At 72.8% G+C, this 18,343-nt stretch carries 21 protein-coding genes; 13 read left to right on the forward strand and 8 right to left on the reverse strand.

Annotated elements, in window-relative coordinates:
- Positions 1–168: 168 nt before the first annotated feature.
- From LWC35_RS15100 to LWC35_RS15115, 4 genes are read left to right on the forward strand one after another with little or no spacing between them, the layout of a single operon-like run.
- On the forward strand, positions 169–966 hold the full coding sequence (locus LWC35_RS15100) for an alpha/beta fold hydrolase (protein WP_232870756.1): 798 nt from the start codon (positions 169–171) through the stop codon (positions 964–966).
- Between the two features lie 7 nt (positions 967–973).
- Positions 974–1,843 carry a VOC family protein gene (locus LWC35_RS15105; RefSeq protein ID WP_232870757.1) on the forward strand — a complete coding sequence of 290 codons (870 nt, stop codon included), beginning with the start codon at positions 974–976 and terminating at the stop codon, positions 1,841–1,843.
- Positions 1,840–2,088: an SDR family NAD(P)-dependent oxidoreductase gene (locus tag LWC35_RS15110; protein ID WP_232870758.1), complete on the forward strand. Its 249-nt coding sequence runs from the start codon at positions 1,840–1,842 to the stop codon at positions 2,086–2,088. Before LWC35_RS15105 ends, LWC35_RS15110 begins: the two co-directional genes overlap by 4 nt.
- Complete coding sequence (locus LWC35_RS15115) at positions 2,088–2,687, forward strand: TetR/AcrR family transcriptional regulator (protein ID WP_232870759.1); 600 nt, start codon at positions 2,088–2,090, stop codon at positions 2,685–2,687. The genes LWC35_RS15110 and LWC35_RS15115 overlap by 1 nt, the downstream gene beginning before the upstream one ends.
- Positions 2,688–2,907: 220 nt before the next feature.
- On the opposite strand, the gene LWC35_RS15120 is transcribed toward LWC35_RS15115, so the two are convergent.
- From LWC35_RS15120 to LWC35_RS15155, 8 genes are read right to left on the reverse strand one after another with little or no spacing between them, the layout of a single operon-like run.
- Complete coding sequence (locus tag LWC35_RS15120; protein ID WP_232870760.1) at positions 2,908–3,747, reverse strand: SMP-30/gluconolactonase/LRE family protein; 840 nt, start codon at positions 3,745–3,747, stop codon at positions 2,908–2,910.
- Complete coding sequence (locus tag LWC35_RS15125; RefSeq protein WP_232870761.1) at positions 3,744–5,288, reverse strand: class I adenylate-forming enzyme family protein; 1,545 nt, start codon at positions 5,286–5,288, stop codon at positions 3,744–3,746. The genes LWC35_RS15120 and LWC35_RS15125 overlap by 4 nt, the downstream gene beginning before the upstream one ends.
- Before the next feature lie 42 nt (positions 5,289–5,330).
- Positions 5,331–6,047 (reverse strand): GntR family transcriptional regulator, encoded by a 717-nt coding sequence (locus tag LWC35_RS15130; protein WP_232870762.1) that lies wholly within the window; start codon positions 6,045–6,047, stop codon positions 5,331–5,333.
- The gene (locus LWC35_RS15135) at positions 6,044–7,126 is read right to left on the reverse strand and encodes a CaiB/BaiF CoA transferase family protein (protein ID WP_232870763.1); all 1,083 of its coding nucleotides are present in this window, start codon (positions 7,124–7,126) and stop codon (positions 6,044–6,046) included. The genes LWC35_RS15130 and LWC35_RS15135 overlap by 4 nt, the downstream gene beginning before the upstream one ends.
- Positions 7,116–7,838, reverse strand: a complete 723-nt coding sequence (locus LWC35_RS15140; RefSeq protein ID WP_232870764.1) for an SDR family NAD(P)-dependent oxidoreductase — start codon at positions 7,836–7,838, stop codon at positions 7,116–7,118. The genes LWC35_RS15135 and LWC35_RS15140 overlap by 11 nt, the downstream gene beginning before the upstream one ends.
- Positions 7,835–8,335 (reverse strand): hypothetical protein, encoded by a 501-nt coding sequence (locus tag LWC35_RS15145; protein WP_232870765.1) that lies wholly within the window; start codon positions 8,333–8,335, stop codon positions 7,835–7,837. Before LWC35_RS15145 ends, LWC35_RS15140 begins: the two co-directional genes overlap by 4 nt.
- Positions 8,332–9,486, reverse strand: a complete 1,155-nt coding sequence (locus LWC35_RS15150) for a thiolase family protein (RefSeq protein WP_232870766.1) — start codon at positions 9,484–9,486, stop codon at positions 8,332–8,334. The genes LWC35_RS15145 and LWC35_RS15150 overlap by 4 nt, the downstream gene beginning before the upstream one ends.
- Positions 9,483–9,884: a Zn-ribbon domain-containing OB-fold protein gene (locus LWC35_RS15155; RefSeq protein WP_232870767.1), complete on the reverse strand. Its 402-nt coding sequence runs from the start codon at positions 9,882–9,884 to the stop codon at positions 9,483–9,485. The genes LWC35_RS15150 and LWC35_RS15155 overlap by 4 nt, the downstream gene beginning before the upstream one ends.
- A gap of 195 nt (positions 9,885–10,079) precedes the next feature.
- Between LWC35_RS15155 and LWC35_RS15160 the strand changes: the two genes are divergently transcribed.
- Genes LWC35_RS15160 through LWC35_RS15200 form a run of 9 tightly spaced genes read left to right on the forward strand, consistent with a single transcriptional unit; the run spans position 10,080 to position 18,216 of the window.
- A complete protein-coding gene (locus LWC35_RS15160) occupies positions 10,080–11,573 on the forward strand; it encodes an aldehyde dehydrogenase family protein (protein ID WP_232870768.1) in 1,494 nt (497 codons plus the stop codon).
- An 18-nt stretch (positions 11,574–11,591) separates the two neighbouring features.
- Positions 11,592–12,707 carry an NDMA-dependent alcohol dehydrogenase gene (locus tag LWC35_RS15165; protein ID WP_232870769.1) on the forward strand — a complete coding sequence of 372 codons (1,116 nt, stop codon included), beginning with the start codon at positions 11,592–11,594 and terminating at the stop codon, positions 12,705–12,707.
- A 10-nt stretch (positions 12,708–12,717) separates the two neighbouring features.
- Positions 12,718–13,206 (forward strand): nuclear transport factor 2 family protein, encoded by a 489-nt coding sequence (locus LWC35_RS15170; protein WP_232870770.1) that lies wholly within the window; start codon positions 12,718–12,720, stop codon positions 13,204–13,206.
- A gap of 23 nt (positions 13,207–13,229) precedes the next feature.
- A complete protein-coding gene (locus LWC35_RS15175) occupies positions 13,230–13,997 on the forward strand; it encodes an SDR family NAD(P)-dependent oxidoreductase (protein ID WP_232870771.1) in 768 nt (255 codons plus the stop codon).
- Positions 13,994–15,283, forward strand: coding sequence for an MFS transporter (locus LWC35_RS15180; RefSeq protein WP_232870772.1), 1,290 nt, complete (start codon positions 13,994–13,996; stop codon positions 15,281–15,283). Before LWC35_RS15175 ends, LWC35_RS15180 begins: the two co-directional genes overlap by 4 nt.
- Before the next feature lie 27 nt (positions 15,284–15,310).
- Positions 15,311–16,300 (forward strand): MFS transporter, encoded by a 990-nt coding sequence (locus LWC35_RS15185; RefSeq protein ID WP_232870773.1) that lies wholly within the window; start codon positions 15,311–15,313, stop codon positions 16,298–16,300.
- Complete coding sequence (locus tag LWC35_RS15190) at positions 16,186–16,722, forward strand: MFS transporter (RefSeq protein WP_232870774.1); 537 nt, start codon at positions 16,186–16,188, stop codon at positions 16,720–16,722. The genes LWC35_RS15185 and LWC35_RS15190 overlap by 115 nt, the downstream gene beginning before the upstream one ends.
- Entirely contained in the window at positions 16,719–17,492 is a 774-nt protein-coding gene (locus LWC35_RS15195) for an alpha/beta fold hydrolase (RefSeq protein ID WP_232870775.1), read from the forward strand. Before LWC35_RS15190 ends, LWC35_RS15195 begins: the two co-directional genes overlap by 4 nt.
- Positions 17,485–18,216: an SDR family NAD(P)-dependent oxidoreductase gene (locus LWC35_RS15200; protein ID WP_232870776.1), complete on the forward strand. Its 732-nt coding sequence runs from the start codon at positions 17,485–17,487 to the stop codon at positions 18,214–18,216. The genes LWC35_RS15195 and LWC35_RS15200 overlap by 8 nt, the downstream gene beginning before the upstream one ends.
- Positions 18,217–18,343: the final 127 nt, after the last annotated feature.

An 18,343-nucleotide genomic window follows, 5' to 3' on the forward strand; every position in this document is an offset into this window, starting at 1 on the left:
CCCCGACCGACGTCAGGGAGCGCCCTTCTCCTCTCGCGGCGAGCCCGGTCCGACCGCGCTCGCCGTTCGCCGTGCTGGTCGAGCGGGGAGAAGGGCGCCGTCGCCGCTGTTCGATCCCCACCACGCGGCCTATAGTGAGCGTTACATACACGGAGACGGTGAGGTCTGATGACAAGTACCGTGGACGTCGGCGACGGAGTGCTCGCCTACACGGAGTCCGGCGCGGGCGATCCGGTCGTGTGGTTGCACGGCTCGGGCCCCGGGGCGACCGGCATGAGCAACTTCGGTGGCAACCTGGCGGCCTTCGCCGACCACCGCAACATCGCGGTCGACCTGCCGGGCTGGGGGGAGTCCGCGCGACCCGAGACGGACCAGCCGTTGATCTTCCATGCCGCCGAGCGGGTGGTCCGCGCGATGGCGGCCCTCGGGATCGAACGCGCCCACCTGGTCGGCAACTCCTACGGCGGCGGTGTCGCCATGCGGATCGCGGTGACGGAGCCGGAGCGGGTCGGCCGGCTCGTCCTGATGGCGCCCGGGGGCGTGCTCCCGACCGACGCGCCGCCATGGCCGGTCGGCCTGCAGCACCTGTTCGACTACATGGCCGCGGAGAAGCCCTCGCGCGAGGCGATGGCGGAGTTCGTGAAGCTGATGGTGTACGACGAGGCGCTGGCGACCGACGCGCTGGTCGACGAGCGCTACGAGTCCAGCCTGCGGGTGCACCCCGAGCTGCCCATCCCGCCGAACTTCGGTGATCTGACGCCCGACCTGCCGAAGATCTCCGCGCGCACCCTGCTGGTGTGGGGTCGCGAGGACCAGACCGTCCCGCTGACCTGGGCGCCGAGGATCCTGCACGGCATCCCGGACGCGGAGCTGCGGGTCCTGCCGCGCAGCCGACACTGGGTGCAGTACGAGCGGGCGCCGGAGTTCAACCGGATCGTCCGCGAGTTCCTCACGGACGAGGGGTAGGCGCACGGTGGGTATCCGCAGACTCGGGTATGTCGGCCTGGACGTCACCGACGTCGACGCCTGGACCGAGCTGCTCGGCCGCACCCTGGGCGTCGGCGTCACGGCCGACAAGATCGGTTCACGGGAGGTGCTGCTGGCCGAGCTCGACGAGTTCAAGTACCGCCTGGCGCTGTACCCCGCGGCCGAGGACGTCCCCCGGCAGATCGGCTGGATCGTCGACTCGGCCGGCGAGCTGGACCGGCTGACCCGTCGGCTGGAGGAAGCCGGGTACCCCGTCCGGGACGGCTCCCCGGAGGAGGCGGAGCTGCGCGGCGCGACCCGGCTCCGCTGGTTCACCGACCCGGTCGGCTACCGCGTGGAGCTCGCGGTCGGCGAGGCGAAGATGCGCTCCGCCCCCGCCCGCCCCGCCGACGGGGGCCGCGGGATCATCGGTCTCGGCCACCTCGTGCTGGCCGGGCCGGCCCTGGCCGAGCTGCGTGAGCTGTACGAGACGGTGCTGGAGTTCCGCCTCACCGACTACCGGGCACCGGGCCTCTACTTCTACCGGTGCAACCGGACCCACCACAGCATTGCGCTGGCCCGGGCGGACGCCCCGTCGATCCACCATCTCGAGCTCGAGCACGACTCCCTCGACGACGTCGGCCGCTCCTACGACCGGGCCCTGGCCAACGAGGTCCCGATCTCGATCAGCCTCGGCCGGCACATGAACGACAAGGCGATCTCGTTCTACGTGCAGAATCCCAGCGGCTTCCACCTCGAGATCGGGTGCGGCGGCATCGAGGTCGGCGACGACTGGGTCGCGCACGATTTCGGGACCTCCGACGTCTGGGGTCATCACCACTCCGCATCGAATCCGTTCGCGGGACCGGCGTCGTGAGCGCGTCCCTCGCCGGCCGCCGGACCGTCGGCACCGGAGCCGCGAGCGGCCTCGGCGCAGCGACCGCGACCCGGCTCGCCGAGCTCGGTGCGTCCGTGGTCGTGTGCGACGTCGACCGCACCGGGGCGGCGCGGACGGCCGAGCGGATCGGTGGCGAGCCGGACCAGGATGTCGGTGGCGGCCTCGGCGACGGGCGGCACCCGACAGGTGCGATACCGAACGTTCTATCTGATAACGTGGGGTGATGAAGGGTAGCGCGAGTACTCGGCCGTCCGAGGCGCGGTTGCGGCTCCTGGGTACGGCGAGCCGGATCTTCTACTCCGAGGGACTGCATTCGGTCGGGGTCGACCGCATCATCACGGAGGCGGACACGACCCGGGCCACGTTCTACCGGCATTTTCCCGGGAAGGAGGACCTCGTCGTCTCGTACCTGGAGGAGGCCGACCGCGCCCTGCGGGCCCGTTTCGCCGGGGCCCAGGAGACGGACGGGTCGGCCGAGGATGTGTTTCGCGCGGTCGCCGCGGACATCGCAGGGGACATTCGGGGGGAGGGCTTCCGGGGATGCGCCTTCCTCAACGCCGCCGCCGAGTATCCCGATCCCGAGCACCCGGTGCGCCGGCGCGTCGCCGCGCACCGCGACTGGTTCCTCGGCGCGGTGACCGACCTGTTGTCCCGGATCGGCGAAGGCCCGGCGGAGTCGGCGGGCCGGCACTTCGTCATGTTGCGGGACGGTGCGATGGCAGCCGGCTGTCTGGCGGACCCGGAGGTCGTGAGCAGGACCTTCCTCGACGGCGTCGAGGGGCTGTTGTGGTCCCGCTCGGTGCCCGGCACCCACCGGCCCTGAGCGCGCCCGAACAGCTCGGCTACCGCAGCTCCTCGTACGCCCGCATCAACTCCGGCTCGTTCCGGCGGAGCTCCTCGTAGCGCCCCCGGCCGGTCCGCGTGACGCACTCCAGCGCCATCGTGGTGAGGTCGCGGGGGTGGGCGGGTCTGCAGGCCTTCGGACCAGCCGATGCTGCGCACGGCCGCGCGCTGGAACGCCTCGGCGGTGGTGGACAGGTCCGTCACCCGGCCGCCCGCGCACCGAGAGGACGGCCCGGCGCGGCGCCGGGCCGGTCGAACGCGAGCACCCGTCCGCCCTTCGCCGCCGTCACGACCAGGACGTCCAGCCCGGGGCCGGCGAAGCAGAGGTTGGTGGGGAAGGTCGGCTCGGCGAAGTCGAGGCGCTGCGCGAAACGGCCCTCGTCGTCGAAGACCAGGATCGCGTCGGCGTCGGGGGCCGCGGCGTACACCCGGCCCTCGACATCCAGGGCGAGGCCGTCCGGTCCGCCCGCGGGCAGGACGAGGTCCGGACCGTCGGGTACCAGGCCGGTGCCGGTCCAGCGGTGGCGGGTCACCCGGCCCTCCTCGGTGTGCGCGAGGTACAACCGGTCGCCGGCGAAGGCGAGGCCGTTGGGGTAGTCGACGGCGGCGAGGACCACCTCGGTCTCGCCCGTCCCCGGGTCGAGCGCGCACAGCCGGCCGTCCGCGGTCGCGCCGGGCGGTCCCGGGTCGGTGAACCAGATCCGGCCGTCCGGACCCAGGGCCAGGTCGTTCGGCGCCTGCGCGCGGGCGACCGGGAAGTCCGTGACCGCCGTCCCGTCGATCCGGTGCAGGCCCGCGACCGCGGGCCGCGCCGATCCGCTGGCGCGGACCGCACCCCCGTTCTGCGCCACCCAGATCTCGCCCGCCGGGCCCTCGGCCAGCCCGTTCGGGCCGCCGCCGGTCTCGACGGAGCCGAGCACACCGCCGTCGAGGTCGATCTCGACCACCCGTCCCCGGGACATGGCGACGACCAGCAGCCGCCCGTCCCGGGTCCAGACCGGACCCTCGGTGAAGCCGATCCCGGCCGCCAACGTCCTCACGACAGACGCTTCCTGAGCAGCCGCTTGCTGATCTTGCCGGTGTCGGTGAGCGGGAGCTGCTCCTGGGCGAGCACCTCGATCCGGGACGGGACCTTGTAGCTCGCCGCGCGGCCGCGAACGTGGGCGACCAGGTCGACGGCCAGGTCCGGCGGCGGGCTCCCGCGCGGCACCACGGCCGCGACCATCTCCTCGGTGCCGTGCTCGTCCTCGACGCCCACCACGAACGCCTGGTCGACGGCCGGATGGGTGCAGAGCAGCTCCTCGACCTCGATCGGGGCGATGTTGATGCCCTTGACCTTGAGCATCTCCTTGCGCCTGCCCACCACGCGGAGCCTGCCGTCCGCGTCGAGCGTGCCGAGGTCGCCGGTGCGCAGCCAGCCGCCCTCACGGAAGGCGCCGTCGTTCAGCGCCGGGTCGCCGAGGTAGCCGTCCATGACGCAGCCGCGGAGCTCGATCTCGCCGGTCTCCCCGGCCGGCACGGGCCGGCCCGCGTCGTCCGTGATCCGCAGTTCCTGGGTGTCCAGTACCCGTCCGGCGGTGTGGAGCAGGACATCGAGCGGATCGTGTGCGTCTGTCATCGCGGAGTGGCCGTAGGCCTCGGTGAGCCCGTACACCCCACACACTTCGGTCACCCCGAGCTCCTCGCGGACCAGGCGCTTGTCCTCGGTGGTGAAGCCCGTGGTCCCGGTGCGCAGCGAGGAGATGTCGTGCTGCGCGAAGCCGGGCGCCGCGAGCAGGTTCCGCGTGGTCGGCCCGAAGCCGTAGTACACGGTGCACCGCTCCCGGGCGATGAAGGCCAGCGACGTGTCGCCCGCCGGGCGCTCCTCGACGCAGAGCGTGACGCCGTGGGTGAGGGCGACCGGCAGCGCGTTGGAGCAGCCGTACCCGAAGAAGAAGGGCGCCGAGAACCACAGCCGGTCGCCCCGGACCAGGTGTTGGCGGCCACCGATCGCACGGGCGTTGCGCATCAGGCGGTCGTGGCGCAGCGGGACCGGCTTCGGGCGGGAGGTGGAGCCGCTGGTGAACAGGACGTAGGCGAGATCGTCCGGGCGGGCGCCGGGCAGGTCCCGGGGCGGACCCGCCGGTGTCGGGTCCCCGGCTCGCCAGACGAGCGCCCGGTCGCCGGGCAGTCCGGCCGCCGCGAGCTCGGCGAGGGTGTCGCGGCCGAAGACCTGCTCCTCCGTCACGACGAGGCGCACCGCTGCTCCGTCGAGAACGTGCGCGATCTCGGCGGAGCGGTACCAGGTGTTGATCGGGACGACGGTGGCGCCGGCGCAGTGGGCGGCCAGGGCCGCGACGATCCACCGCAGGCCGTTCGGCAGCAGGACGCCGACCCGGTCACGGGGGCGGACCCCCCGGGCGACGAGGGCGGAGGCGCAGGCGTGCATGTCCTCGGCCAGCTCGGCCCAGGTCACCCGGCCCTCGGGGGCGACGATCGCCTCACCGGTCGGGGAGCTCGCCGCCAGGAGGCCGACGAGTGCGGGCAGGGTCTCGCCGATGTCGGTCGCGCCGGGTTCCTTCTCGTGCAGCGCATTGGGCACAGGACACCTCTGATCTTTGATACGTCCCGGGGGACGAAGAAGTCAGTCGGACAGGATGCCGCGGCGCTTGAGGGCGGCGACGACGTCGTCGCCCTCCGCGCGCACGTGATCCTGGTTGAGCCGGTCGGCGGCGGCGGCGTCGCCCGCGCGCAGCGCCGCGATGATCGCCGCGTGCTGGCGGTTCGCGGCCGCGCTCGCGGCCTGCGGGATGCGGTAGACCTCGCGGGGGAGGTTGTGCGAGAGCTGGCGGAGCACCGACAGGGTGCGCCGGCTGGCACCGGTGCGGTTGACCAGCGAGTGGAACTCCCAGTTGAGGTCGTGCACGAGATCCGTGTCGCGGCTCTCGGACATCCGGGCGTGGAGCTCGTCGAGCCTGGTCAGGACGGGTTCGGTGATCCGGCGGGCGGCGCCGGCGGCGGCGAGGCCCTGGGCCATGCCGTAGAGCCGGTAGTGGTCCTCGATGTCCTCGGCCCGGATCGGGACGACGAAGGTCCCGCGGTGGGGCTCGGAGGCCACCAGCCCGTCGGACTCCAGGGTGATCAGGGCCTCGCGAACGGGCAGCCTGCTCACCCCGAGCTCCTCGGCGATGGCGTCCTGCGGAACGCGCTGCTCGGCCTTCAGTCGCCCGTCGAAGATCATCGAGCGGATGTGCTCGGCGACCTCGACGGCCAGGGAGCGGCGCCGCATGCGCGGGCTCGCGGCCATCATCGCCTCCCGCCCTCGGATCGCCAGGTCCGGATAAACTATCAGCCCCCTCATCGCGCACCGGCCACGGCGAGCCCCCAGCGGTCGAGCGCGTCGCCGAGGTTCCCGGCCTCCCGCGCGCGCAGCGGGGTGCGGTCGAGTCGGGGGGCTGCGGCGGGCTGTGGGCCGTCGGGCCGCGGTTCGAGGGTGCCACGGGCGGCGAGGTGGGCGTCCCGGGGCGCTTCGGCGAGGCTCAGCACCGGGGTCACACAGGCGTCGCGGTCGGCGAACACGGCGGTCCAGTCGGCGCGGGTGCGCGTGGCGAAGGTGGCCGCGATCCGGGCCTTCATCTCCGGCCACCGCGCGCGGTCCCACTGCTCGGGGAAGGAGAGGGCCAGCCCGTCGAGCAGCCGGGCCCAGAACTGCGGCTCGATCGCGCCGACGGCCATGTACTCGCCGTCTGCGGTGGCGTAGACGTCGTAGAAGGGGGCGCCGGTGTCGATGTCGTTGGTGCCGGGGACATCGGACCAGCGGCCCTGCGCGGCGCGGGACCAGATCCCGGTCATCAGCAGGCTCACCCCGTCGACCATCGCGGCGTCGACGACCTGCCCGCGTCCGCTCGTCGCGCGTTCCAGCAGGGCGGTGACCAGGCCGAATGCGAGCATCATGCCACCCCCGCCGTAGTCGCCCACCAGGTTCAGCGGCGGCACGGGCGCCTCGCCACGGCGGGCGATGGAGCGCAGCGCCCCGGTGAGCGCGAGGTAGTTGATGTCGTGGCCCGCCTCCCGCGCACGCGGCCCGTCCTGTCCCCAGCCGGTCATCCGGCCGTAGACCAGGCGCGGGTTCTCGGCGAGGCACTCCCGAGGGCCGAGGCCCAGCCGTTCCATGACCCCCGGCCGGAAGCCCTCGACGAGGACGTCCGCGCGCCGGACCAGGTCCCAGGCGGTGGCGAGGCCCTCGGGGGCCTTCAGGTCGAGGCCGATCCAGGGCCGGCCGCGGGTGAGCGCGCCGCCGTCGACCGGACCGGCCGGGCGGTCGACGCGAATCACGTCCGCGCCGGCGTCGGCCAACAGCATGGCGGCGAAGGGCCCGGGACCGAGCCCGGCGAACTCGACGACCTTGAGGCCCGCCAGGGGCCCGTTCTCAGGCGACATGGGGATCTCCGATACTGCGGCCGCCGCAGGCGACCAGGACCTGTCCGGTGACGTAGCCGGCGCCGGCGAGGTAGGCCACCGCACCGGCGACGTCCTCGGGGGTGCCGGCCCGGCCGACCGGGATGGCGTCCAGCGTCCGGCGGCGGATCTTCGGTGGGAGTGCGTCCGTCATCGGGGTGTCGACGAACCCGGGGGCGACTGCGTTGACCGTGATCCCGGCGCCGCCGAGCTCGAGCGCGAGCGACCGGGTCGCCCCGACCAGCCCGCCCTTCGCCGTGGAGTAGGCGGTGGAGCCGAACGTGCCCAGCCAGGCGCGCGAGGCGAGGTTGACGATCGCGCCGCGGCCCCGCCGGGCCATCCCCGGCGCGACGAGCCGGGTGAGGGCGAGCGGGCCGAGCAGGTTGATCTCGGTGAGCCTGCGGAACAGCCCCGCCTCGAGCTTCCCGATCCGGGCGTCCCGCAGCACGCCGGCGCAGTTGACGAGCAGGTCCGTGTCACCGAGCTCGTCGGCGCGGGCCACGGCCGCCCGGCGGGACAGGGGGTCGGTGACGTCGAGGACCTGCGGCACCGCCCCGAGCTCGGCCGCCGCGGCGTCCGGCTCGAGATCGGCGAGGACGACGGTGTACCCGTCCGCGGCGAGTCGTGCGCAGATCGCCCGCCCGATCCCGCCTGCACCGCCCGTGACCAGGGCGATCCGTGATGTCGTGGTCATGGCCGCAACCTCCCCAGGTCCGCGCCACCGGTCAGGTAGATCTCCTGCCCGGTGACGCCCTCACCGCCCTCGCCGAGGAGCGCGCCCAGCTGCGGGCCGAGGCCCGCGGGATCGCTCACCGCCAGCACGTTCACGGTCACCTCGTCCCTGGCCAGCTCGATCGCGAGCGTGCGGGCCATCGACAGCACCCCGTTCGCGACGGCGGAGGCGCCTGCCTGGCCGGCGGCTCCCATGAGTGGGGTGGCGGGAAGGACGAACACCAGCCTGCGAAGGCCGTCGAGCACGGCCCGGACGTCCGCGAGGACGGCGTCGAGGCCGTCCCCGACGTCGGCGGCCAGCCGCTCGTCCGTCAGCTCGGCGAGGGGGGTCGGGTCCGGGACCGCGGGCACGACGACCGCCGCCCGGGCCACCGGGCGGATCCCCACCAGCGCCTCCCGGACGGCGGGGACGAGCGCGCCGATCCCCCGCAGCTCGACGTCCCTCGTGGAGAGCGTCACCGGGCCATCACCACCGTCGTGACGGAGCCGCCGTCCGTGCCGTTGACGGTGCCGCCCTTGCAATACGCCAAGCCGCTCCGCGCCCCCTCGACCTGACGGCCGCCCGCGGTGCCGCGCAGCTGCCAGGTCAGCTCGCAGACCTGCGCCGCGCCCGTCGCGCCGACGGGATGGCCGCGGGAGAGCAGTCCGCCACTGGGGTTGACCGGCAGCCGCCCACCGAGGGCGGTGCGCCCGTCGGCGGTCCATGCGGCGCCCTGCCCGTGCGGGACCAGTCCGAGACCCTCCATGCGGACGATCTCGGCGATGGTGAAGCAGTCGTGCATCTCGACGAGGTCGATCTCGTCCGGCCCGACGCCGGAGAGCTTCCAGGCCTCCTCGCCCGCCCGCCGCGACACGTCCTCGGCGTTCAGGTCGCCGGTCCCGGTCAGCACGGACCCGCTCACCAGGCCGACCCCGAGAACCCGGGGCACCGGGCCGACGATCCCGAGCCGCCGCAGCCCGCCCGGGCTGCACAGGACCACCGCCGCGGCGCCGTCGGAGATCGGGCTGCAGTCCAGCAGGCCCAGAGGTTCCGCGATCGGCCGCGCTCCCAGGACCTCCTCCAGGGAGATCGGCTTCTGGTACTGCGCGTACCGGTTGTGCACCGAGTGCGCGTGGTTCTTCACGGCCACCGCGGCGATCTGCTCGCGGGTGGCCCCGTGGTCGGCCATGTAGCGGCGGGCGCTCATCGCGTGCCCGGCCGCCATGACGTACCCGACGGCCGCGTCGAGGTCGCCCGGATCCGGCCGGACCCCGCCGGCGACGCGGTCCGTCATCTTCTCGACGCCGATCACCAGCACGACGTCGTGCAGGCCTGCGGCGAGCGCGACCCAGGCCTCCCGGATCGCGGTCGCACCGCTGGCGCAGTAGTTCTCGTGGTTCGACACCGGGGCCCCGTCCAGCCCGAGCTGGGCCGCGATCCGCTGTCCCGCGACGGGGCCGCCGAACACGTGGCCCACGTAGAGTCCGTCGACTGCGGTCAGCGCGGCCCCGGCGTCGGCCAGCGCCTCGCGGGCGGCGCCGGCCGCCATCCGCTCGAGCGTGACGTCCGCGGGGTACTTGCCGAACCGGACCATGCCGACCCCGGCGACATGGGCGGGCGCGAGGGTCATGCCGCCACCCCCGCCCGGAACCGGAAGCCGAGCAGGCCTTCGTCCGCGTCGCCGAAGGGTGTGAGCTCCAGCTGCACGGGCATGTCGAGCGCGACCTCCTCGGGCGCGGTGCCGACGACCTGCGCCATCAGCCGGACGTCGTCGGCGGGCAGGTCGACCCAGGCGAGCACGTACGGCACCTCGACCCCGGGCGGCGCCTGCCGAACCACGGTGAACGAGTGCACGCGGCCCTCCGTCGACAGCTCGGCCCGCTCGACGCCCTCGGCAGCCCGGCAGCCCGGACAGAAGTCACGGGCCGGGAAGGACGTGACAGTGCACGCGGGGCAGCGGGATCCGAGCAACCGCGGCGGATCGAGGGAGAGCAGACCCTCCCGGAAGGGGCGGGGTTCGCGGGGCATCGAGAGCCTCCTGACAACTGGTGAGGACCGTTCCGAAAGTAGATACTTGATACAACTTCGGCAAGATGCAAGGGTGCTTCCGGTCGCCGCAGGACTCCAGGCCGGTCGATCCTGCCGTTGAACGCAGCTCGAACCGACCCTTGTGCAGTACGCCACATCCGTGTTTTCGTATCAAATATCTACGAAGGGACGCTGATGACCCTCGCCACCGAGGTGCCACACCTCTCCTCCGCCGTCGCGGCCCGCCTGGCGCTGCCGCCCCACGTGTTCGTCGACGGGCAGGCGGTCCCCGCGCTGAGCGGGCGGACGATCCCCGTACTGGACCCGGCTACCGGCAACCGGATCGCCACCGCCGCGGACGGCGACGCCGTGGACGTCGACCGCGCCGTGCAGGCCGCGGTCCGGGCCTTCGATCCCGCGTCCCCGTGGCGGACCATGACCCCGCTGGAGCGGGGCAAGGTGCTGCACCGCATCGGGGACGCCATCCTCGAGCGGGCCGACGAGTTCGCCGAGCTCGAGGTGCTCGACGCCGGCAAGGTCCGCGGGGCGGCCCGCGGGATCGACGTCGACTTCGCGGCCCGCTGCTTCCACTACTTCGCCGGCTGGCCGACCAAGATCGTCGGCTCCACCGTGCCGACCTCGCATCCCGGCATCCACGTCGCCACCGAGAAGGACCCGGTCGGCGTGGTCGGGGCGATCACCGCGTGGAACTTCCCGCTGCTGCTCTGCGGCTGGAAGCTCGCACCGGCCCTCGCCGCGGGGTGCACCGTCGTGCTCAAGCCCTCGGAGGAGACCCCGCACTCCGCGCTCTGGCTCGCCGAGCTGGCCGTCGAGGCCGGGCTGCCCGCGGGCGTGCTCAACGTGGTCCCCGGGCGTGGCGCCGAGGCCGGCCGGGCGCTGGTCGAGCACCCGGGCATCGACAAGATCACCTTCACCGGCTCGACCGCGGTGGGCAAGGAGATCGCTCGCCGGGCCGCCGACCAGGTCAAGCGGGTCACCCTCGAGCTGGGCGGGAAGAGCGCGAACATCATCTTCGCCGACGCGGACCTGGACGCCGCCGTGACGGGTTCCGCGGGTGGCCTCTTCTGGCACTCCGGCCAGACCTGCTCCGCCCCCTCCCGGCTGTTCGTCCACCGCTCGGTGCACGACCAGGTCGTCGGGAAGCTCCGCGCGATCGCGGACGGGCTGCGTCCCGGCCACGGTCTCGACGCCGCCACCGAGCTCGGACCGCTGGTCAACGCGGCCCAGCAACACAAGGTCGAGGGCCACGTCCGGCTCGCGAGGGAGCAGGGCGCGACCGTCCACGTGGGACCCGCGGTGCCCTGCGCCGGGTTCTTCCACCCGGCCACGATCATCTCCGACGCGCGGGACGACATGGCCTGCGCCACGGAGGAGATCTTCGGCCCGGTGCTGACCGTCCTGCCCTTCGACGACACCGACGAGGTCCTCCGCCGCGCCGACGCCAGCGAGTACGGCCTGGCCGCCGGGATCTGGACCACGGACGTGGCCACCGCCCACCGCGCCACCAAGGCGCTCCGGGCCGGGACCGTCTACGTCAACGGGTGGGGCCTCACCGACCCCGCCGCGCCCTTCGGCGGCTACCGGCAGTCCGGCTACGGCCGCGACCTCGGTCCGGACAGCCTCGAGGGCTACCTCGAGACCAAGTCCGTCTGGACCTTCCACGGCTGAGAACAGGAGACCCGAGAGATGAAGACACGAGCCGCCGTCCTGACCGGCTACCACAAGCCCTTCGAGATCCGCGAGGTCGAGCTGGACGAGCCCCGCGCGGGCGAGGTCCTGCTCAAGATGTCCGCTGCCGGCCTGTGCCACTCCGACCTGCACATGGTCGACGGGGACAACGTCGTCCGGTTCCCGATCGTCGGCGGGCACGAGGCTGCCGGCATCGTCGAGCGGGTCGGCCCCGGGGTGACGAGGGTGCAGCCCGGCGACCACGTCGTCTGCAGCTTCATCCCGTCCTGCGGGGTGTGCCGCTACTGCTCCACCGGCCGGCAGAACCTCTGCAACCAGGGCGCGACGATCCTCGAGGGCTCGATGCCCGACGGGACCTTCCGCATGCACGATCCCGAGCTGGGCGACATCGGCGCCTTCTGCATGCTCGGTGCCTTCGCCGAGTACTCCACGGTGTCCGAGCTGTCCTGCGTGAAGGTCGACGAGTGGCTGCCGCTGGACAAGGCGGTGCTCGTCGGTTGCGGCGTCCCGACCGGCTGGGGGAGCGCGGTCAACGCGGGCGGGGTCAAGCCCGGGGACACCGTGGTGATCTACGGCCTGGGCGGCGTCGGCATGAACGCCGTCCAAGGCGCGGCGCACGCCGGCGCGAAGTACGTGATCTGCGTGGACCCGGTGGCGTTCAAGCGGGAGACCGCCCAGGAGTTCGGCGCCACGCACGTCTTCGCCACGGCCGAGGAGGCCGCGAAGGCCGTCACCGAGCTGACCTGGGGCGACGGCGCCGACCAGGCGATCTGCGTGGTCGGGGTGATGACCGAGGAGGTGATCAGGGACGCGTTCGACGTGATCGGCAAGGGCAGCACCGTCGTCGTCACCGGGGTGGCGAACCCCGCCGACCTCACCGTGCACGTGTCCGGGTCCGACATGGTGTTCAACCAGAAGACGATCAAGGGCACGCTGTTCGGCTCGTCGAACCCGCAGTACGACATCGTCCGGATGCTGCGCCTCTACGACGCCGGCCAGCTCAAGCTCGACGAGCTCATCACCCGGCGCTACACGCTCGACCAGATCAACGACGGCTACCAGGACCTGCGCGACGGAAAGATCATCCGCGGCGTCATCGACTACTCGAAGTGAGGACCAACCCATGAGCGACGTCGACCTCCGCCTCGATCGGCTCGAGAGCACTCTCGCGGTCCACCGCCTGATCTCCCAGTACGCCCACGCCTTCGACAGCCAGGACCTGGCCCTGCTGCGCTCGATCTGGCACGACGGCGCCGAGCTGCGCCTCGGCGAGCCCTTCGGCGACTTCGCGGGCATCGACGGCATCGTGGAGGCCGCGCACCTGCTCTGGTCCCAGAGCCCCCGCATGCACCACTGGATGAGCAACGTCGTCGTCGATCTCGGTACCGACGGCGACGACGCCACCGCGATCTCGGCGCTCGACTGCCTCGTCACCAACGTCGAGCTCGGACCGACCCAGGTCGGCGGCGTCTACCGCGACCGGTTCGAACGCCGCGACGGCCGCTGGGGCCTGACCGAGCGTGTCTTCGACCTTCACTACTTCACCCCGATCCCGAACTGGACCCCGGCCCACGGCAGCGAGACGGCCCCCCTCGTCGTCCCCAGCCGGTAGCCGGACCCGACGGAAAGCAGGCCATGAGCACTTCCCCCGCCGGACATCTCGCCGACCTGACCGGCAAGGTCGCGATCGTCACCGGCGCAGCCAGCGGAATCGGCCGGGCCACGGTCGAACTCTTCGTCGAGCGCGGCGTCCACGTCGTGGCGGAGGACCGCGATCGGGCCGTCGAGAAGCTGGCGGGCCCATCGGTCGCGCCCCTGGTCGCCGACGTCACCGAGGAGGACAGCGCCCGACACGCCGTCTCCCTCGCTCGGGACCGATTCGGCCGCCTGGACGTCCTGGTCAACAACGCCGGCGTCATCATCAACAAGACGGTTGCCGACATGACGCTCGACGACTGGAACGCGGTCCTCGCGGTCAACGCGACCGGCGCCTTCCTGCACTCCCGCGAGGCGGTCCGGGCAATGCTCCCCCAGGGCTCGGGGGCGATCGTGAACGTGGGCTCCTACGCCTGCTTCCAGGCCTTCCCGACCATCGCGGCCTACGCCGCGTCGAAGGGCGCACTCGCCCAGCTGACCAGGACGCTCGCCCTCGAGGTCATCGGGCACGGGATCCGGGTCAACGCCGTGGGCTCGGGCGACACCGTCACCCACATCCTGGACCACATCCACGACGACGGGCCCGGGTTCCTCGCCGAGCACGGCAGCGGGACCCCCATCGGGCGCGCCGCCCAGCCCCGCGAGATCGCCCAGGTGATCGCGTTCCTGGCCTCCGAGCAGGCGGCCTACCTCGTCGGGTCGATCGTGATGGCGGACGGCGGCATGAGCGTCGCCGCGGGCTCATGACGGCCGCGGTGCCGCGCCGGGTCGTGGTCGCGACCCTGGTCGGCAACTTCACCGAGTGGTTCGACTTCGCCGTCTACGGGGCGGTCGCCGTCACACTCGGCAAGGTCTTCTTCCCCTCGACGGACGCCGTCGGGTCGCTGCTGGCGTCCCTCGCCGTGTTCGGTGTCGCCTTCGTGTTCCGCCCGCTGGGCGGGGCGGTGCTGGGCTCGGTCGGGGACCGGTACGGCCGCCGGGTCGCACTGTCGGTCGCGGTGCTCGGCATCAGTGGGGCGACGACGCTGATCGCCGTGCTGCCGTCGTACGCGGCGATCGGGTTCTGGGCGCCGGTGCTGCTCGTCCTGCTGCGCTGCGTCCAGGGGCTGTCGGCCGGCGGCGAGTGGACGGGGGCCTCGGCGTTCCTCGCCGAGTACGCCCCGGCCGACCGGCGCGGTGCGCGGGCCGCGTTGATCTCGGCGTCGGGCGGGCTCGCGATCGTCGCGGGCACCGTGTCGGTGCTGGTCCTGGAGTCGTTCCTGGACCCGGCGCAGATGCAGTCGTGGGGCTGGCGGCTGCCGTTCCTGCTCGCCGCCCCGCTCGGGCTCGCCGGGCTCTACCTGCGTCTGCGGCTGGCGGAGACGCCGGTCTACCAGGAGCTCCGCGCCCAGGACGACGTCTCCGCCCGCCCACTGCGCGAGGCCCTGCGCACCGAGCGCAAGGCTCTGCTCATCGCGTTCGCGTGCGCGTCGATCACCGGCGTCGGCTTCTACTACCTGGCGACGTACTTCGCGAACGCGATGTCCGTGGGTGACGGGTCACGGCGGACCGCGCTGGTCGTCAGCTCCGCCGCCCTGCTGGTCTACGTGGTGCTCTGCCCGCTCGCCGGCCGGCTGTCCGACCGGATCGGGCGGCGCCCGGTCTACGTCGGCGGCGCGATCGCGCACGCAGTGCTGGCCGTCCCCGTCCTGCTGCTCGTCGGGTCCGGGTGGCCGTGGCCCGCCCTCCTGGGCATGGTCGTGTTCGCAGTCCCGCAGGCCGGGCTGAACGTCATGTCCTCCATCGTGCTCGTGGAGCTGTTCCCGGCCCGGACCCGCTCCAGCGGGGCCGCGCTGGCCTACAGCCTCGGGGTCGGCCCGATCGCCGGGACCGCCCCGCTGGTCGCCGCGGCGCTCGCCGCGGGCACCGGCAGCGCGGTCGCCCCCGCGCTCTACCTCGCCGCGATCGCCCTCGCCGTCGGGATCGTCCTGGCGCGGGTGCTCCCGGAGACCGCGGGCCGGTCGCTGACCGACCCGGTGCCCGTCACCGCCTGAGTCCCCACTCGACCAACGGAGGTCGACATGTCCTCGGATCCTCGGATCGTCGCGCGCCTCGAACGGCTGCCGATGGCCCGCCCGCAATACGGCATCCTGCTCGCGGGCGGCCTCGGGCACCTCTTCCAGGCGCTCGACATCGTGATCATCGGCTTCATGCTCCCGTACCTGAAGGTCGAGTTCGACCTGTCGAACGGGGAGATCGGCCTGATCGGCGGAGCCGCCCCGATCGGCATGATCATCGGCGCGGTCGCCGCCGGTCTGTTCGGCGACCGCCTCGGCCGCAAGAGCGTGATGCTGTACGCGCTGCTGCTGTTCTGCGCGGCCTCGGTCTCGATCGCGTTCGCGAACGGACTGGTCTTCATCATCGTGGCGCGGATCGTCGCCGGGCTCGGCGGAGGCGCCGAGGCCGCGATCGTGTCGCCGTACATCTCCGAGTTCGCCACCGGGCGCAACCGCGGCCGGTTCGTCAGCGGCGTCACCCTGTTCTTCTCGCTCGGCAACGTGGTCGCCGCGCTGCTCGGCTCGTTCGTCGTCCCGCTGGACGACGGCTGGCGGATCACGTCCGTCCTCTGCGGACTGCCCGTCCTCGTCCTGCTGTGGTGGCGGCGTTCGTTGCCGGAGTCCCCGCGCTGGCTGCTCAGCCAGGGCAGGGTCGCCGAGGCGGACGCGGTGGTCACCCGGCTCGAGGAGCGGGTCGTCGCCGCCACCGGCGGCCGCCCGTTGCCCCCGGTCCCGGCCATGGTCGACGTCCCGGCGGCACCGCGGGTGTCCACCTCGCCGTGGGAGGTCTGGCGCAACGGGCTCGCGCGGGTCACCACCGCGACCTGGCTGTCGTCGTTCGTGTTCCTGTTCGCGTTCTTCGGCTCACCTGGATGCCGTCACTGTTCCTGGAGATCGGAGTGGCCCCGGGGGTCGCCTCGCTCTACAGCTTCCTGCTGTTCGTGGCGCAGCCGGTCGGCTACCTCGCCGCCCTGGCGGTCAGCGACCGGTTCGAGCGGCGCACGCTGCTGGTGACGTTCTTCTCGGTCGCGACGGTCGCGTCCGTCGCGCTCGCCCTGGTACCGCGCGACAGCGTGGCGCTGCTGTTCATCGGCATGGCCCTGTCGATCTGCATCACGTGCATCTCGGGGATCTTCTTCCCCTACTCCTCGGAGGTGTACCCGACGGCGGTGCGTGCCACCGGTGCCGGGCTCGTCTCCACCGCGGGCAACGTCGGTGCGCTCGCCGCGCCCGTCGCGATCGGGTACGCGTTCGGGACCGTGGGTTTCGGCGGGGTCTTCCTGGCGATGGCGGCCCTGCTCGCGGTCGGCGCCCTGGTGATCCGCACGCTGGGCCCGCGGGTCACCGGCAAGACCCTCGAGCAGGTGTTCGCCGACGAGGCCGGCGAGGTGCCCGCGGCGTCCGCGCCGGTCGTCGAGAAGGAGGCGACGGCATGACGCTTCCGGAGTCCGACATCGCGGACGTCGGCCGGGGCCCCGCGGTGCTGTTCAGCCACGGCACGCTGCTCGACCGGACCATGTTCGCGCCGCAGACCGCGGTACTGGCGGAGCGCTACCGGACCCTCGCCTACACCAGCCGTGCCGGGACCAGCCGGTACGGCACCGAACGATCGCTCGACGACCTGGTCGACGACTGCCTCGCCGTCGCCGACGGCGCGCGGATCGAGCGGTTCGTGCTGGTCGGCATGTCCGTCGGCGGGTTCATGGCGGTGGAGCTGGCGCTCCGGTACCCGCAGCGCGTCGCGGGGCTGGTCCTCATGTCCACCCAGGCCGCGGCGTACACCGCCGAGGAACACGAGACGTTCGGCGCGCTGCTCGAGCCGCTGGACCGCGACGGGCCGATCCCGGAGCACGTCGTCGAGGCCTTCGTGCCGGTGATCTTCGGCAAGCAGGCGCCGGACGAGCTGGTCGAGCGCTGGACCACCCGATGGCGGCAGCGCCCGGCGCGGTCGCTGTACGGCGAGTACCGCTCGTGGATCGACAAGCCCGACCGGCTGCCGGACCTCGAACGGCTCACCGTGCCCACACTCGTGGTGCACGGCGAGGGGGACGACGGCATCGCCATCCGGCATGCCCACGACATGCACGCACGCCTCCCGCGGTCGACCTTCGTCCCGATCGCGGACTCCGGGCACCTCGTCACCGAGGAGCAGCCCGAGGCCGTCACGAGGGCGATCGCGAACTGGCTGGGGGAGATCCATGAGTGACCTCACGGGCGAAATCGCCGTCGTCACCGGCGGGAGCCGGGGGATCGGTGCCGCCGTCGTCATCGCGCTGGCCGGGGCGGGCGCGAGCGTCGTCGTCGCCGGGGGCTCGGAGAAGCACGGGCGAGCCCTCGCCGACGACGTCGGCGCCTGTTACCTCGCGCACGACGTCAGCTCCGAGGAGTCCTGGGAGCGTCTGCTCACGCAGGTCTCCACGGACCTCGGCGAGGTCACCGTGCTGGTGAACAACGCCGGCGTGCTCGACCCGGGGCCCGACATCAGCGACACCACCGTCGAGAACTTCGACCGGCACTACCGTGTCAACCAGCTCGGGGTGTTCCTCGGCATGCGGGCGGTGGCCGGGGCGATGAAGCGTGCCGGCTCGGGCTCCATCGTCAACCTCTCCTCGATCGGCGGGCACCGCGGCTACGCCAACCAGATCGGCTACTCGACCACCAAGTGGGCCGTCCGGGGCATGACGAAGTGCGCCGCCGTCGAGCTGGGCCCATACGGGGTGCGGGTCAACTCGGTGGCCCCGGGCTTCATCAGCACCACGATGATCGACGTCATGCCGGGGGAGCAGATCGACGCCGTCACGGCGGCCACGCCGCTCGGCCGCCGCGGCACCGCCGAGGAGATCGCCCGCGCCGTGCTCTTCCTGGCGTCGAAGGACTGCCCTTTCGCCACCGGAACCGAGCTGGTGGTCGACGGGGGCCTGGCCCTCTAGCGCGTCGTCCGCGGAGCCGGCGTCGTTGCAGAACTGAACCTGGACGAGCACTACCCGGACCAGAAGCTCGCGACGGTTCAGTGGCGCCGGAGCCCGGACTCACCCCGAAAGGCCCGCACCGTCCGGA

The sequence above is a fragment of the Pseudonocardia kujensis genome, assembly GCF_021283305.1.
GTDB classification, from domain to species: Bacteria; Actinomycetota; Actinomycetes; order Mycobacteriales; family Pseudonocardiaceae; genus Pseudonocardia; species Pseudonocardia kujensis.

Excerpts from the sequence above, each read along its gene's own strand:
- LWC35_RS15100 (WP_232870756.1), top strand. The coding sequence starts at position 169 with ATGACAAGTACCGTGGACGTCGGCGACGGAGTGCTCGCCTACACGGAG.
- LWC35_RS15115 (WP_232870759.1), top strand. The coding sequence starts at position 2,088 with ATGAAGGGTAGCGCGAGTACTCGGCCGTCCGAGGCGCGGTTGCGGCTC.
- LWC35_RS15130 (WP_232870762.1), bottom strand. The coding sequence starts at position 6,047 with ATGAGGGGGCTGATAGTTTATCCGGACCTGGCGATCCGAGGGCGGGAG.
- LWC35_RS15135 (WP_232870763.1), bottom strand. The coding sequence starts at position 7,126 with ATGTCGCCTGAGAACGGGCCCCTGGCGGGCCTCAAGGTCGTCGAGTTC.
- LWC35_RS15140 (WP_232870764.1), bottom strand. The coding sequence starts at position 7,838 with ATGACCACGACATCACGGATCGCCCTGGTCACGGGCGGTGCAGGCGGG.
- LWC35_RS15150 (WP_232870766.1), bottom strand. The coding sequence starts at position 9,486 with ATGACCCTCGCGCCCGCCCATGTCGCCGGGGTCGGCATGGTCCGGTTC.
- LWC35_RS15155 (WP_232870767.1), bottom strand. The coding sequence starts at position 9,884 with ATGCCCCGCGAACCCCGCCCCTTCCGGGAGGGTCTGCTCTCCCTCGAT.
- LWC35_RS15160 (WP_232870768.1), top strand. The coding sequence starts at position 10,080 with ATGACCCTCGCCACCGAGGTGCCACACCTCTCCTCCGCCGTCGCGGCC.
- LWC35_RS15165 (WP_232870769.1), top strand. The coding sequence starts at position 11,592 with ATGAAGACACGAGCCGCCGTCCTGACCGGCTACCACAAGCCCTTCGAG.
- LWC35_RS15170 (WP_232870770.1), top strand. The coding sequence starts at position 12,718 with ATGAGCGACGTCGACCTCCGCCTCGATCGGCTCGAGAGCACTCTCGCG.
- LWC35_RS15175 (WP_232870771.1), top strand. The coding sequence starts at position 13,230 with ATGAGCACTTCCCCCGCCGGACATCTCGCCGACCTGACCGGCAAGGTC.
- LWC35_RS15180 (WP_232870772.1), top strand. The coding sequence starts at position 13,994 with ATGACGGCCGCGGTGCCGCGCCGGGTCGTGGTCGCGACCCTGGTCGGC.
- LWC35_RS15185 (WP_232870773.1), top strand. The coding sequence starts at position 15,311 with ATGTCCTCGGATCCTCGGATCGTCGCGCGCCTCGAACGGCTGCCGATG.
- LWC35_RS15195 (WP_232870775.1), top strand. The coding sequence starts at position 16,719 with ATGACGCTTCCGGAGTCCGACATCGCGGACGTCGGCCGGGGCCCCGCG.
- LWC35_RS15200 (WP_232870776.1), top strand. The coding sequence starts at position 17,485 with ATGAGTGACCTCACGGGCGAAATCGCCGTCGTCACCGGCGGGAGCCGG.